This is a genomic window from uncultured Arthrobacter sp., assembly GCF_902805515.1.
Lineage (GTDB): Bacteria > Actinomycetota > Actinomycetes > Actinomycetales > Micrococcaceae > Arthrobacter_D.
The window spans coordinates 21,661-36,674 of record NZ_CADCTE010000124.1; the positions used below are offsets into that span (position 1 = coordinate 21,661).

Here is a 15,014-nt window from a genome sequence, read left to right on the forward strand (position 1 = left end):
GCCGGTTGTATAGTTTTGCTCACACCGCTGAGGAGTGGAAAGCATGGATGCTACGCAGATCACCGTCAACGGCTCGATCCGCCCCTGCGAAGGGATCTCTCCGCACCTCCGGCTGCTCGACTGGCTGCGGGCCGAAGGGCTGACCGGGGCCAAGGAAGGCTGCGCGGAGGGGGAGTGCGGGGCCTGCGCGGTGCTGGTGGCACGGCCCGACGGCGACGGCCGCACCCGATGGACCTCGGTGAATGCCTGCCTGCCCCCCGCCCTGGCCTTCGACGGCCAGGAAGTCGTGACGGCCGAAGGCCTCGGAACGGCCGACGGCCCGCGGACGGCCGAGGAGCTGCACCCGGTGCAACGGGAAATGGCCGAACGCGGTGGCTCCCAATGCGGCTACTGCACCCCCGGCTTCGTCTGCTCCATGGCGGCGGAGTACTACCGCCCCGAGCGGGACCCCTCCGGCTCCGGCGACCGCGTCGAGACCGGCACCGCCGTCGTGGGGGAGGAACACGCGACCGACCACGAGAGCGGCCCCAACGGCTTCGACCTTCATTCCCTCAGCGGCAACCTCTGCCGCTGCACCGGGTACCGGCCCATCCGCGACGCCGCCTACGCCCTCGGCGCCCCGGCGGAGGACGACCCGCTGCTGCGCCGCCAGGACCGGCCCGCCCCGGCGGCCCGGCCCACCCAGGCGGCGTCGGGAGGCTCCCGATTCATTCGACCCGGCAGCATGGACGAGCTCCTCGACCTGCTCGAGCAGCACCCGGACGCCCAGGTGCTCGCCGGTGCGACGGACGCCGGCGTCGAGGTGAACCTCCGGCACAGCAGGCCGCCGCTGGTGCTCGCGGTCGACCGCCTCGAACCGCTCCGGGCACTCACCCTCGGCGCCGACCGGATCGAGATCGGCACCGCGCTCACCCTTTCAGAGGTCGAACGCGGCCTGGCCGGCCGGGTGCCCCTGCTGAACCAGCTCTTTCCCCAGTTCGCCTCCCGGCTGATCCGCAACGCCGCGACACTCGGCGGGAACCTCGCCACCGGCTCACCCATCGGCGACACCGCGCCCGCCCTGCTGGCCCTCGACGCCTCGGTGATTCTTGCCTCCGCCGGCGGCGAGCGCGAGGTGCCGCTCGCCAAGTACTTCACCGGGTACCGCCAGAGCGTCCGCAGGCCCGGGGAGCTCCTGCGCGCGGTGCACCTGCCGTTGCCGCTGGCCGAAACCACCGCGTTCTACAAGATCGCCAAGCGGCGCTTCGACGACATCTCCAGCGTCGCCGTGGCCTTCGCCCTGCGGCTCGAGGACGGCACCATCGCCTCGGCCCGGATCGGCATGAACGGAGTGGCCGCCATGCCGCTGCGGGCGCTGCGCACGGAGGAGGCCCTGGTGGGGCGGCCCTGGACCGAGGAGACGGCCGTCGACGCCGCGGCGGTGATGGAGACCGAGGGCACTCCGATCGACGACCTGCGGGCCACCGCCCGCTACCGCTCGGCGATGCTCGGCCAGTCGGTCCTCCGGTTCTATGCGCAGACGTCAGCCGCGCCCGCCCTGGAGGTGACCCGGTGAAATCCCTCGCAGACCGCCCCGTGAACCCCGTCGTCGGCGTGCCCGTGGCCCACGAAAGCGCCGCGCTCCACGTCACCGGCACCGCCCTTTACACCGACGACCTCCCGATCCGGAACTCGGACGTCCTCCACGCCTGGCCGGTGCAGGCTCCGCACGCCCACGCCCGGGTCACGGCGCTGCGCACCGCACCGGCCCTGGGCGTGCCCGGGGTGGTGCGCGTCCTCACCGCCGCCGACGTGCCCGGAATCAATGACAGCGGGACCAAGCACGACGAACCGCTGTTCCCGAGCGAGGTGATGTACTACGGCCACGCCGTCTGCTGGGTGCTCGCCGAAACCCCCGAGGCCGCCCGTCTCGGTGCAGAGGCCGTCGAGGTGGACTACGAGCCGCTCCCGTCGATCGTGACGCTGGCCGACGCCATCGAGAACCAAAGCTTTCAGGGGGACCAGCCGACCGTGGCCCGGGGCGACGCCGGTGCCGCCCTGGCCGCGGCGGCCCACCGCTTTCGAGGGGAGGTGAAAATCGGCGGGCAGGAACACTTCTACCTTGAGACCCATGCCTCCTTCGTCTATGTCGACGAGAGCGGGCAGGTGTTCGTCCACAGCAGCACCCAGCACCCCACGGAGACCCAGGAAATCGTCGCCCACGTGCTCGGCCTCACCAGCTCCCAGGTGACGGTGCAGTGCCTGCGCATGGGCGGCGCTTTCGGCGGCAAGGAGATGCAGCCCCACGGCTTCGCCGCCGTCGCGGCCCTGGGGGCGACGCTCACCGGGCGGCCCGTGCGGGTGCGCCTGAACCGCACCCAGGACATCACCCTCACCGGCAAGCGCCACCCGTTCGCCGCCAGCTGGGAGGCAGGGTTCGACGACGACGGCAAGCTCGTGGCGCTCCGGGCCACACTGACCAGCGACGGCGGGTGGAGCCTCGATCTCTCCCAGCCCGTGCTGGCCCGCGCGCTGTGCCATATCGACAACGCCTACTGGATCCCGAATATCGAGGTGCTCGGCCGGATCGCGAAGACGCACAAGACCTCGCAGACGGCCTTCCGCGGGTTCGGCGGCCCGCAGGGGATGTTCGTCATCGAGGAGGTGCTGGGCCGCTGCGCGCCGTTGCTGGGGCTTGAGCCCTCCGAGCTGCGCCGACGGAACTTCTACACCCCCGGCCAGAGCACCCCATACGGGCAGCCGGTCCGGCACGCCGAGCGGCTGCACGCCGTCTGGGAGCAGCTGCTGGGCCGCGCCGACGTCGAGCGCCGCCGCACCGAAATCGCCGACTTCAACGCCACCCACCGCCACCTCCGCCGCGCCCTGGGCATCACGCCCGTGAAGTTCGGCATCTCCTTCAACCTCACCGCCTTCAACCAGGCCGGGGCCCTGGTGCACGTGTACAAGGACGGGTCCGTGCTGATCAACCACGGTGGCACGGAGATGGGCCAGGGCCTTCACACCAAGATGCGCCAGGTCGCCGCGACCGCGCTCGGCGTTCCGCTCTCCAGCATCCGGTTGGCGCCGACGCGCACCGACAAGGTTCCCAACACCTCGGCCACGGCTGCGAGTTCCGGGGCGGACCTCAATGGAGCGGCAATCCGCAACGCCTGCGACCAGATCCGGGACCGGCTCGCCGAGGTGGCGGCCCGGAAGCTCAACATCCATCCCGACGACGTCCGGTTCGACGACGGCATCGTCACCGGGATCGGCTTCTCCGACGACGGGATCCCCTTCGCCGAACTGGTGAATGACGCCTACTTCCAGCGGATCTCCCTCTGGGCCGCCGGCTACTACCGCACCCCGGGGCTGCACTGGGACGCCGCCCGCATGCAGGGCGAGCCGTTCAAGTACTTCACCTACGCCGCGGCGGTGTCGGAGGTCGAGGTCGACGGCTTCACCGGCGCGTACCGCCTGCTGCGCGCCGACATCGTGCACGACGTCGGGGACAGCCTCTCGCCGCTGATCGACGTCGGGCAGATCGAGGGCGGGTTCGTGCAGGGCGCCGGGTGGCTCACGCTGGAGGAGCTGCGCTGGGATGTCTCCGACGGGCAGCGCCGCGGGCGCCTCGACACCCAGTCCGCAAGCACCTACAAGCTGCCGAGCTTCTCCGAGATGCCCGAGGATTTTCGCGTCCACCTCTTCGAGCGGGCCACCGAGAGCGGTGTCATCTACGGGTCGAAGGCGGTGGGGGAGCCGCCGCTGATGCTCGCGCTCAGCGTGCGGGAGGCGCTGCGCCAGGCGGCCGCGGCCTTCGGTCCCGGCGGGCGCAGCGTCGAACTTGCCAGCCCCGCCACCCCTGAGGCCGTCTACTGGGCCCTCGACCGGGCCCGCACCGCGGCCCGGGAGGCAGCGAAGCCGGCCGGAAGGGATGCGTCCGTTCCCGCTCCGGTGAGAGCGCAGTGACATGGACTGGCTGAGCGCCCTCCAAGGCCTCCGCGCGGAACGTTCACCCGGCGTCCTCGCCACGGTGACCGAGGTGCGCGGCCACGCGCCCCGGGACGCCGGAGCGAAGATGGTCGTGGGGACCGGGGCGACCTGGGACAGCATCGGCGGAGGCAACCTCGAGGCGAGCGTCATCGAGCGGGCCCGTGCGATGCTCGCCGCCGGCACCGGGGTCCCCGAAACCCTCGAGTTCTCCCTCAACGAGCACGCGGCGACCCGGCACGGGCGGCAGTGCTGCGGCGGGGTGGTCCGGGTCCTCCTCGAACCCTTCCTTGCCCGGCCGACGGTCGCCGTGTTCGGGGTAGGCCATGTCGGGTACGAGCTGGCCCGGATCCTTTCGCGGCTGCCCCTCACCCTGCACCTCATCGACAGCAGGGCCGACCAGATGGACCCAGAACGGCTCGCGGCCGTCACCGCCGGTACCGCCGACGTCCGGCTCGTTGCCAGCCCCGTGCCCGACACCGTGCTGGGAACCCTGCCGTGCGGCGCGCACGTGCTCATTCTGACCCATGACCACGCCGAGGACTTCCTGCTGTGCGACGCGGCGCTGCGCCGCGGTGACCTTGGCAGCGTGGGACTAATCGGTTCGCGGGCGAAGTGGTCCCGGTTCCGCCAGCGCCTGCGCGCCGAAGGACACAGCGACGCCGCCATCGACACGATCACCTGCCCCATCGGCCTGCCGGGGCTGGCGGGCAAGGCCCCGGCCGTCATCGCCATCAGCGTTGCCGCCGAGCTGCTGACGACCCTCGGGCTCGGGGCGGACGTTCCCGGAGTGCCGGGGGCGATGCGGGCTGAGTTGCCCGCTCAGCTGCCTGTTCAACCGCTCGCTCAACCGCTCAGCCAGACGGTTCCCGGCCCACGCCAGGAGTAGCCGATCGGCAAGCTGGAAACCCTCAGTAGTCGATGTGGTCGGTCCGGGCGGCCCAGGCGTCGAACGGGGCGGTCGGGCCGGGCCCGGGGGAGGACGGAAGGCGGAGCTGGCGCGTCGGCATCGACCGTTCCTCAAGGGGAGTCGAGAAGTAGTCGTAGAACACGGCGTCGTCGAAACCGGCACGGGCCGCGTCGTTGCGGTCCGCGGCATAGACAACGCGGTCAACGTGGGCCCACAGCGCACTGGCCAGGCACATGGGGCAGGGCTCGCAGCTTGAGTACAGCACGCTCCCGGCGAGACTGAAGGAGGCGATTGAGGTGCACGCGGTGCGGATGGCCACCACCTCCGCGTGCGCCGTCGGGTCGTTGGTCGCTGTGACCCGGTTGACGCCCGGAAAGACGCTGCCGTCCGGGGTGAGGATTACGGCGCCGAACGGTCCGCCGTCGTTTGAGACATTGGTGACGGCGAGGGAGATCGCCTCGCGCAGGTACTGTTCATCCGGAGTTGCGGTGCTCATGGGAGCCTCCCAAGCGATGGCAGCACACCCTCCGCGCCACCGGTAGGGAACGGAACAGGCGGCTTGGACAGACGGCTGCGGGTTGGTAATGCAGGTCCACCTGGTGGGCAGCGGCCCCGGAAAGGGCTGCCCGCCGTTGGCTTCGCCCTCGAACTGTAACACCGCAGCGGGGATCCAGCGCTTTCGAATGCTTGTGCTTCATCTGCGCAGACAATAACGTCCGTACTACGAATGTCAGGGCGTGCTCGGGTGCCGTTTCGGCGGCGGTCCGGCGGCAGCGGCCTTCACCAGCGGGACTCGATCTTCCGAGGAGAGCACAGCATGGCCATTGAACTGACCGACCCCTCGCCCGCCGAAGGCGCCGACATCATCCTGAGCCCCGAGGCCCTTTCCTTCGTTGAGCAGCTTCACCAGCGCTTCCGGGGTCAGCGCGACGAACGACTCGCCGCCCGCGCCGCCCGCCGCGCCGAGGTTGCCGCCACGGGCCGCCTCGACTTTCTCCCCGAAACCCGCGGGGTGCGCGACGGCGAGTGGAAGGTGGCGCCCGCGCCGGCGGACCTGCGGAACCGCCGCGTGGAGATGACCGGGCCGGCGTCGCCCGTAAAGATGGCCATCAACGCGCTCAACTCCGGCGCGCAGGTCTGGCTGGCGGACCTCGAGGATGCCAGCGCACCGACCTGGCACAACGTCATCGACTCGCAGCTGAACCTCTACCGGGCGGCCCGCGGACGGCTCGATTACACCTCGCCCGAGGGCAAGGACTACTCGCTGAGGCAGGACGTGCCCCTCGCCGTGGTGGTCACCCGGCCGCGCGGCTGGCACCTGAGCGAGAAGAACGTGCTTATCGACGGCGAGCCGGCCATCGGTGCGCTTGTCGATTTCGGCCTTCACTTCTTCGCCAATGCGAAGCAGCTCCTGAATTCGGGCAGCGGCCCCTACTACTACCTGCCGAAGCTCGAAAGCCACCTCGAGGCCCGGCTCTGGAATGACATTTTCGTTTTCGCCCAGGACTACGTTGGAGTGCCGCAGGGGTCGGTGCGGGCGACCGTGCTGATCGAAACGATTCCGGCGGCCTTCGAAATGGAGGAAATCCTCTTCGAGCTCCGCGACCACGCCTCGGGGCTCAACGCCGGGCGGTGGGACTACCTTTTCAGCATCATCAAGTACTTCCGCGACGCCGGGCCGAGCTACCTGCTGCCGGACCGCGCCAGCATCTCCATGACCGCACCCTTCATGCGCGCGTACACGGAACTGCTCGTGAAGACCTGCCACCGCAGGGGTGCGTTCGCCATGGGCGGGATGGCCGCGGTCATTCCGAACCGGCGGGAGCCCGCCGTCACCGAGGAGGCCTTCGCGAAGGTGCGCGCCGACAAGACCCGCGAGGCCGACGACGGGTTTGACGGGTCCTGGGTGGCCCACCCCGACCTGGTTCCGGTCTGCCGGGAGGTGTTCGACGCGGTGCTGGGGGACCGGCCGAACCAGCTCGATCGGCAGCGCGAGGAGGTGAGCGTCACCGCCTCGGACCTGCTCGACATCCCGTCGGCAGGCGGAGCCGTGACCGAGGCGGGGCTGCGGCTGAATCTCTATGTCGCCGTCGCCTACGTCGCCGTGTGGCTCTCGGGCAACGGCGCCGTGGCGATCCACAACCTGATGGAGGATGCCGCGACGGCGGAAATCTCCCGGTCCCAGGTGTGGCAGCAGCTCCGCAATCAGGTGGTCCTCTCCGACACCGGCAACAAAGTCACTCCAGAACTGGTCAAGGCCCTGCTCGACGAGGAGGTCGACCGGCTCCGGTCCGAGGTCGACGCCGAAACCTTTGCCCGCTACTACGAGCCGGCCCGGGCGTTGATCGCCGAGATCTGCCTGTCGGAGGAGTACACGGACTTCCTCACCCTGCCGGCCTACGAGCTGGTCCGCTGATGCCCGCCGAGGCTGTCCTCGGCGCCGCCGACTACGCCCTGGTCGACGCGAAGCTGTCCGACACCGACCGGCTGCTGCGGCGCAGCTACCCCGGCGACGACGGCAGCCGGCAGCCCGTCCACACCGTGTACGTCCCGGCGGACCGGATTGAACCGGCGCTGGCGGGCCGGTGGGGCGGAGAGGCGCTCGCCGCCGTCGAAGCCTCCGGCGGGATGGAGGCACTGTGCAGGACGGTGGGCCTCCCCGGGAACCTCGTCGCACCCATCGCCGCCAAGGTCGAGGCGAAACTGCTCCGGGAACCCATCGAGGACCTCCGCCTCGACTTCGAGGACGGCTACGGCGGTCGGAGCGACGACGAGGAGGATGCGGCGGCGCTCGACGCGGCGGAACTCTTCGCCCGCGCCGTCGACGGGGGAACCGCTCCGCCGTTCGCCGGCATCCGCTTCAAGTCATTCGAGGAGCCCACCCGGGCCCGGGGCATCCGCACCCTCGACCTCTTCCTCTCCCGGTTGCTGCGCCAAGGGAATCTGCCCGCCGGGCTCACCCTGACCCTCCCGAAGGTCAGCACCGTGGCGCAGGTGGAGGCGATGGCCTACGTGTGCGGACGCCTCGAGAAGTCCCACGGCCTGGAACCGGGCAGACTGCGCTTCGAGGTGCAGGTGGAAACCCCCCAGCTGATCCTGGGCGCCGACGGCACGGCTCCGGTGGCGCGGCTGCTGCATGCGGGCTCGGGGAGGGTCTCCGGACTCCATTACGGAACGTATGACTACAGCGCCTCCCTGGAGATCCCCGCCGGGAACCAGGCGATGGATCACCCGGCCGCGGACTACGCCAAGGCCGTGATGCAGGTGGCCGCCGCTGGAACCGGCGTGCGCCTCTCCGACGGTTCGACGAACATCCTGCCCGTGGGCTCCGCCGAGAACACCGCCGCGGCCTGGGTGCTTCATGCGCGTCTGGTCCGCCGCTCACTGGAGCGGGGCTACTACCAGGGCTGGGACCTGCACCCCGCCCAGCTTCCCACCCGGTTCATCGCCACCTACTCCTTCTACCTGTCGGGCTTCGATGCGGCGGCGTCCCGGCTGCGCAACTATGTGCACCGGAGCGAGAGCACCGTCCTTGACGAACCGGCCACCGCCCGGGCGCTGGCGCGCTTCCTGCAGCGGGGCCTCGACTGCGGAGCGCTCGACGGGCAGGACATCGAGCAGCGGACCGGCGTCGACCCGGCCCAGCTGGCCCGGCTCGCGCATCCTCGACCGGCGCATTCTCCCCTCGCGGAGCCTCGATCCGGCGCCGCCGCGGCGTCGGGCACCACTCCCGCCTCGGGGCCGGGGACCACTCCCGCAGCGGCACCCAGCGTCGTGTCCGACCCGAGCCGCCGACCCGAAGGACCGTCATGACGAGCCCCGCCTACTACACGCCGCAGGCCGGCCTCCCGCCGCAGACCGACCTCCTCTCCGGGCGTGCCGTGGTGACCGAGGCGTACACGGTGATTCCCCGGGGCGTCCTGCGGGACATCGTCACCAGCGTCCTGCCCGAATGGCACGCCACCCGCGCCTGGATCCTCAACCGCCCGGTCGCCGGCGGCGCGACGACGTTCGCCCAGTACCTGATGGAGGTCGCCCCCGGTGGAGGTTCGGATGGGCCGGAACCCCAGCCCGAGGTCGAATCCTTTATCTTCCTGCTCGACGGAACCCTCGATGTCACCATCGGCGGCGCGGCCTCCGCCCTCGGACCGGGGGGATTCGCGTACCTTCCGCCCGGCGAGCCGTGGACAGCCCGCAATACTGCGGCCGGCAACGCCACGTTCCAATGGATCCGCAAGCGCCACCAGCCCCTGCCCGGACATGCCCCCGCCGTCGTCGTCGGGAATGAACAGGACATCGAACCGAACGCCATGCCAGGCACCGACAACCGGTGGCGCACCACCCGCATGCTGCCGGTCGACGACCCGGCCTACGACCTGCACGTCAATGTCGTCACCTTCGAACCGGGCGCCTCCATACCGTTCGCCGAGACCCACGTGATGGAACACGGGCTCTACATTCTCGAAGGCAAGGGGGTGTACCGGCTCAACGACGACTGGGTGGAGGTCGAGGAGGGCGACTATCTGTCCCTGCGGGCCTTCTGCCCGCAGGCCTGCTACGCCGGGGGGCCCGGAAACTTCCGCTATTTGCTCTACAAGGACGTCAACCGCCAGATCCTGCTCTGACCATCAGGGGGACTTCAGGCAGGGGGCCGGAGGAGGGAGGGGACTTCATGGCCGATCGATCCACCGTCGATCCATCCGCGGACGGCTCTCCCGCCGCCGGTTCCTCAGGCGGTTTGTCCTCCGCCCGTTCCTCCACGCATGGCTACGACCTGGTGATCCGCGGCCGCAGGGTCCTGACCGAGGAGGGTCCCCGGGAGCTTGAGGTCGGCGTCGTCGACGGGAGGATCACGGCACTCGCGCCCTGGGGGACCGGACTCACCGGTGCGTGCACCGTGGAACTCCGCGGGGACGAAACCCTGCTGCCCGGCCTCGTCGATACCCACGTCCACGTCAACGAGCCCGGCCGCACCGAGTGGGAGGGCTTCGCCTCCGCAACACGCGCCGCGGCGGCCGGGGGCGTCACCACCATCATCGACATGCCGTTGAACAGCATCCCGCCCACGGTGAACGTGGCGGCCCTGGCGCAGAAGCGGGCAGTGGCCGCGCCCCAGGCCTTCGTCGACGTCGGCTTCTGGGGTGGAGCGGTGCCGGGGAACACCGCGGACCTGCGGGCACTCCACGAGGAGGGGGTCTTCGGCTTCAAGTGCTTCCTCCTGCATTCCGGCGTCGACGAGTTCCCGCCCCTTGAGGCGGACGAACTCGAAAAGGACCTCGCGGAACTGGCTGGCTTCGACGCGCTGATGATCGTCCACGCCGAGGACGCCCGCACCATCGAGGAGGCACCGCGGGCCGGGGGCAGCCGGTACGACCGCTTCCTCGCCTCCCGCCCCCGGCGTGCGGAGAACCTCGCCATCGCCGCGGTGATCGAGCGGGCACGCTCCACCGGCGCCCGGGCGCACATCCTTCACCTCTCGTCCTCGGACGCCCTGCCGCTGATCGCCGCCGCCCGCCACGACGGCGTGCGGCTCACGGTGGAAACTTGCCCACACTACCTGACACTGCACGCCGAAGAGATTCCGGACGGCGCCACGGCCTATAAGTGCTGCCCGCCGATCCGCGAGGACGCCAACCGGGAACTGCTGTGGAAGGGGCTCGAGGACGGCACCATCGACTGCATCGTCACTGACCACTCCCCGAGCACCCCTGACCTGAAGGACCCCGAGCACGGCGACTTCGAGGTGGCCTGGGGTGGAGTGTCCTCCCTTCAGCTCGGCCTTCCGCTGGTCTGGACGGAGGCCCGGAAGCGGGGGATCCCGCTCGAGCGGGTGGTCGGGTGGATGGCGCAGGCGCCCGCCGCGCTCGTGGGCCTGCCGCGGAAGGGCCGGCTCGTCGTGGGCTGCGACGCGGACCTCGTGGTCTTCGCCGCGGAGGAGAGCTTCACCGTGGACGTGAACGCCCTGTACCACCGCAACCCCGTCAGCCCGTACTCGGGGAAGCGGCTGACCGGAGTCGTGCGGCGGACCTACCTCCGGGGCACGGAGGTGGACGGCGGAACTCCGCACGGTGTGCTCCTTCGGCGCGGCGGGGCCTGACCCGGCGATAGCCGATCGAGGCACGCGGTGTCGGCTACTCCTAAGTGGCTGCGTCGATGGTTTGCAGGATCTCGTCGACGACGCGCTCGAGGGGCGCTGTGGCGTCGATGATGACGCCGTTCATTGGGACGTCCTCCTTTGCCGAATGCCACCGCGCGATACGTTCCCGATCGACCGGCTTCCCGCCGCCCCACTCCTCATCCGGCCGCTCGTCGAGCCTCCGGTTCAGGGTGTCCAGGTCGACGTCGAGGACAAACACGCCATCAAATAGCTCAATGAACTTCGGGAAGTTCCGTGAACCCCCGCAGAAGAAGGTCACCGAAGAATCCTGATCGGCGGCCAGGGCCATCACCTTGTCCACCCGCCAGATATGGCGCTCATGTGCCGAGCCGTCGGTGGGCTCACCGGTCTCCGGGTCGCCCTGGTACGCCAGCTCGCGGTCGCCATGGATGGCCTGATAGCCACGCCGCTGCAGTTCCTCGCAGACCGACGTCTTGCCCGTGCCGGAAAGACCCTCGATCAGGTAGTTTCGAACGCCCATCGCTGAAGAATACGGCGAATGGGCGGCGGGGTGCCTGTGTCGGCGGTCAATGCGGCGGCTCGTGTGCCCTCATCCGGTCAGGTTTAGGGCGGGCCCTCAGGTGCGGCTGGAGGAGATGCAGCGTTACGGCTGGCCCTCGTGGCGTCAGCGGCGGACCTGCCGGCACCGAGGACTACCGGCCATTTCGCGGCCAGCCATTCAAGGCATTGACAATCGTTAGGACTGCTTATAATCTTCAAGAGTCAAAGGAGCAGCATGGAAAGCCACGCACCGGGTATTGATCCGGTCACCCAGCCCCCGCTGGATGACCGGGTAGGGGACGGACTTGCACGTCTGGCCGACGCTCTGCGCTCCCAATCGTGGAAGGGCGCATCCAAGAACGGACTCACCCCTACCCAGGGGCGGGTGGTGGCCCTCCTGCAGAACGCCCGGGAAGGACTGCGGCTGCCGGCGCTGGCCTCCGCGCTGGGTGTTACGGCTGCAACCGCCAGTGATGCCGTCGGCGCGCTGCGGAGAAAAGGTCTGGTTGAAAAGCACGTCGATGAAGCCGACCGGCGGGTGGCCAGCTTCGAACTCACGGATGCCGGGCGGATGATAGCGCTCGATGTTGCGCTCTGGCCGGCATTCCTCACCGAGGCGATCGACACGTTGCCATCGACGGAGCAGGAAAGCCTCCTGGTCTCCTTGATCAAAATCCTGCGCCACCTGCAACGTGCCGGGGAACTGCCGCCGCAGCGCATGTGTGTCAGCTGCACCTACTTTCAACCCAACGTCCGCCCGGAAGACCGCCGGAATTCACATGTATGCGCGTTCTTGGGTACCCCATTCGGGAATCAGCACCTGCGGCTGGATTGCGCAGACCAGAACCCGGTTACCGATGATCGGGAAGCATCCGAGCTGTGGCAGCAGTTCATCGGAGGGCCATTGGAGAAGTAAGGCCTGTACGCCAAAATTCCGCCTCTCAACAGGCGGGACGTGTCCACCGGGACACAAAGCGCGGGATGCCGGTCGCCACCAGCACCCCGCTTCAGAATCAACCCCTATCAAAGGAAATTCCGATGACTCGAGTTAATCCCGTCAGCCCGGCAGATGCAAGCGAGCAGGTCAGCGGCATGTTCGCTGAGATCAAGGGTGCCTTCGGTGTCGTACCGAAGATGTTCCAGGTCACAGGCAACTCCCCGGCCGCACTGGCATCGATGTGGGGCTCCTTCGGTGCATTGGGTGCAGGCACCTTGGATGCCAAGCTGGGCGAACAGATCGCGGTCGCCGTGGCCAACGCCAACTCCTGCGCATACTGCCTCTCGGCACACACCGCACTTGGACGCAAGGCCGGCGCTTCACAGGACGAGATGAGCGAAGCCCAGCTTGGGTCCTCCTCAAATCCCAGGACTGCCGCCGCCCTTACCTTTGCCCTGGAGTTGGTCGAGAAGCGTGGGCACGTCAGCGACGCCGACATGCGGGCCATCGCCGCTGCCGGCTACACCGAAGGGGAGATCGTCGAAATTGTGGCGCACGTTGCTCTGAACCTCTTCACTAACTACATCAACGTAGCCCTCGAAGTCCCCAATGACTTCCCGGTCGTGTCCTTCCGCGCCCCGGCTGCGGCGTAGCACGTACAGGCAACTCTGACTGGAACCGCGGCGGTGCCGGACGGGCACCGCCTGCACGGCACTGCCGCGGTTCCGGCAGCTCCTCCGCCTTCCCATCCTTCACCGGTTTCGGCACCGGTCCGGCCGGAATCTGCTGATCACTTCCTTCATCAGCAGCACCCATTCCCTAGGGTCGACTTCGGACCTGCGGCGCCTTGTGGAAAACTGAGCCACCCGTCTACCGCGTTGCCGCCGGCCGGGTAACCTCCTCAAGGAGTTCCAGCACGTGCTGATACTGCTCGCCCGTGGCCCGGGTCATGCCCAGCTCGCAGGTCCGGTTGCACGAAGCGTGGGTGTCGGCGTCGAACTCCGCGATCTCGGCCGCCTGGCGCGCCGTTGCCGACGCCGTCAGCTCGGGGTGAAGCATGCCGCGGTCGCCGGCGAAGGCACAGCACCCCCAGTTTTCGGGGATCGAGACCTCCGTGGCGACAGCTCCGGCCACCGCCTCAAGCGCCGGATTCACTCCTAGCCGAGTGGAGGAGCAGGTGGGGTGAAGGGCCAGGGAGTCCCGCTTCTCGTACGGTCCGAGGACCGGCAGGATCCGTTCGGCGGCGAACTCGACGGCGTCAATCACACGCAGCGGGCGCTGACCGGGTGCGGGGACCTCACCGGCGATCACCGCGAGCAGGCCCTCGGTGCAGGAGGTCGCATCGCAGATCACCGGAAGCTCGCCGTCACCGGTGGCCTCCCGCAGCGCCGCGAGGGTGCGGGCCGCCATGGCCTGCTGGCCGTCGGCCAGTCCCTTGGAGGACCAGGGCGTGCCGCAGCACAGCCCGTCGATGGCAGGCGGCACCAGCAGCGTCAGCCCGGCCCGCGCGCAGAGGTCCTCGAAGCTCACCTGCACCCCGGGCGAGGTGTTCCCGCCGGGTGACGCCGGCCCGAACATTGTCCCCACGCACGCCGGGAAGTACACAGCGTCCGTGGCACCCTCCGGTGCCGGGCGGTGCCGCCGTGAACCGCCGGCGGGCAGTTCGGGGGAGTGGAGCGGCACGGTGTCCGCGCCCAGGACGGCCCGGGCGAGATGGTTCGGCCCGCGGACGACCGGGGAGGGAAGCTTCGCGGTGAGGCTCAGGGCGGCGCCTGCTCCGCGGGTGACGCCGGCCCAGGAGCCGGCTGCGGCGGTGCCGATCCGCCCGGCGACGGGGGAAGCGTTCTCCCGCCGGAGCCGTTTCACCAGCGACCCGGTGTTGATGTCGACGGGGCACGCCGTCTGGCACATTCCGTCGACGGCGCAGGTCTGCAGCGACTCGTAGTCGTAGTCCTTCTCAAGCTCGGCGACAAGGGTGGAATCGCCGTCGAGCCGTGCCTGTTCGATGGCACGCAGCGTGACGATGCGCTGCCGCGGCGTCAGGGTGAGGTCCTTGCTGGGGCAGGCGGGCTCGCAGTAACCGCAGGAGACGCACCGGTCCACCTCCTCGGCCACGGCGGGAACGGCCTTGAGGTGGCGCAGGTGCGCCTGCGGGTCCTCATTGAGGATCACGCCCGGGTTCAGTACCCCGGCCGGGTCGAACAGCGCCTTGATCTCCCGCATCACCTCGTACAGTTCGTCGCCGTACTGGCGGCGCACGAAGGGCGCCATGACGCGGCCGGTGCCGTGTTCTGCCTTGAGCGAGCCGCCCTCGCCGAGCACCAGGTCGACGAGGTCCTCGGTGAACGCCGCGTACCGCTCGAGTTCGGACGCCGAGGCGAACCGGTCGGTGAGCATGAAGTGGATGTTCCCGTCCTTGGCGTGCCCGAAGATCACGCTGTCGCGGTACCCGTAGGTTCCGAACAGCGTGGTGAGCTCGGTGCAGGTGCGTGCCAGTGCCGGCACGGGGACGACGACGTCCTCGAGCAGCGCCGTGGTTCCCT

Annotated in this window: 12 protein-coding genes; 9 read left to right on the forward strand and 3 right to left on the reverse strand. The window is 69.5% G+C overall.

Annotated elements, in window-relative coordinates; genetic code table 11:
• Positions 1 to 43: 43 nt before the first annotated feature.
• From QZX79_RS11210 to xdhC, 3 genes are read left to right on the forward strand one after another with little or no spacing between them, the layout of a single operon-like run.
• Positions 44 to 1,555, forward strand: coding sequence for a xanthine dehydrogenase small subunit (locus QZX79_RS11210; RefSeq protein WP_294568363.1), 1,512 nt, complete (start codon positions 44 to 46; stop codon positions 1,553 to 1,555).
• Positions 1,552 to 3,945 carry a xanthine dehydrogenase molybdopterin binding subunit gene (gene xdhB / locus QZX79_RS11215; protein WP_294568364.1) on the forward strand — a complete coding sequence of 798 codons (2,394 nt, stop codon included), beginning with the start codon at positions 1,552 to 1,554 and terminating at the stop codon, positions 3,943 to 3,945. The genes QZX79_RS11210 and xdhB overlap by 4 nt, the downstream gene beginning before the upstream one ends.
• A gap of 1 nt (position 3,946) precedes the next feature.
• Positions 3,947 to 4,855 carry a xanthine dehydrogenase accessory protein XdhC gene (gene xdhC / locus QZX79_RS11220; RefSeq protein ID WP_294568365.1) on the forward strand — a complete coding sequence of 303 codons (909 nt, stop codon included), beginning with the start codon at positions 3,947 to 3,949 and terminating at the stop codon, positions 4,853 to 4,855.
• 22 nt (positions 4,856 to 4,877) lie between these two features.
• Here the strand turns inward: xdhC and QZX79_RS11225 are convergent, their stop codons facing one another.
• Entirely contained in the window at positions 4,878 to 5,372 is a 495-nt protein-coding gene (locus QZX79_RS11225; protein ID WP_294568366.1) for a nucleoside deaminase, read from the reverse strand.
• Positions 5,373 to 5,693: 321 nt separating this feature from the next.
• Here QZX79_RS11225 and aceB point away from each other — a divergent pair, with 321 nt between their 5' ends.
• From aceB to allB, 4 genes are read left to right on the forward strand one after another with little or no spacing between them, the layout of a single operon-like run.
• On the forward strand, positions 5,694 to 7,292 hold the full coding sequence (aceB, locus tag QZX79_RS11230) for a malate synthase A (RefSeq protein ID WP_294568367.1): 1,599 nt from the start codon (positions 5,694 to 5,696) through the stop codon (positions 7,290 to 7,292).
• A complete protein-coding gene (locus QZX79_RS11235) occupies positions 7,292 to 8,689 on the forward strand; it encodes a DUF6986 family protein (RefSeq protein WP_294568368.1) in 1,398 nt (465 codons plus the stop codon). Before aceB ends, QZX79_RS11235 begins: the two co-directional genes overlap by 1 nt.
• On the forward strand, positions 8,686 to 9,501 hold the full coding sequence (locus QZX79_RS11240; protein WP_294568369.1) for a bifunctional allantoicase/(S)-ureidoglycine aminohydrolase: 816 nt from the start codon (positions 8,686 to 8,688) through the stop codon (positions 9,499 to 9,501). Before QZX79_RS11235 ends, QZX79_RS11240 begins: the two co-directional genes overlap by 4 nt.
• Before the next feature lie 47 nt (positions 9,502 to 9,548).
• Positions 9,549 to 10,973, forward strand: a complete 1,425-nt coding sequence (gene allB / locus QZX79_RS11245; protein ID WP_294568370.1) for an allantoinase AllB — start codon at positions 9,549 to 9,551, stop codon at positions 10,971 to 10,973.
• A gap of 40 nt (positions 10,974 to 11,013) precedes the next feature.
• Here the strand turns inward: allB and QZX79_RS11250 are convergent, their stop codons facing one another.
• Entirely contained in the window at positions 11,014 to 11,514 is a 501-nt protein-coding gene (locus tag QZX79_RS11250) for an AAA family ATPase (protein ID WP_294568371.1), read from the reverse strand.
• A gap of 255 nt (positions 11,515 to 11,769) precedes the next feature.
• Between QZX79_RS11250 and QZX79_RS11255 the strand changes: the two genes are divergently transcribed.
• Together QZX79_RS11255 and QZX79_RS11260 are read left to right on the forward strand one after the other, a co-directional pair.
• On the forward strand, positions 11,770 to 12,450 hold the full coding sequence (locus tag QZX79_RS11255; RefSeq protein WP_294568372.1) for a MarR family winged helix-turn-helix transcriptional regulator: 681 nt from the start codon (positions 11,770 to 11,772) through the stop codon (positions 12,448 to 12,450).
• A 122-nt stretch (positions 12,451 to 12,572) separates the two neighbouring features.
• Positions 12,573 to 13,124, forward strand: a complete 552-nt coding sequence (locus QZX79_RS11260) for a carboxymuconolactone decarboxylase family protein (protein WP_294568373.1) — start codon at positions 12,573 to 12,575, stop codon at positions 13,122 to 13,124.
• 217 nt (positions 13,125 to 13,341) lie between these two features.
• Here the strand turns inward: QZX79_RS11260 and QZX79_RS11265 are convergent.
• The coding region (locus QZX79_RS11265) for an FAD-binding and (Fe-S)-binding domain-containing protein (protein ID WP_294568374.1) at positions 13,342 to 15,014 on the reverse strand (1,673 nt) is incomplete at its 5' end.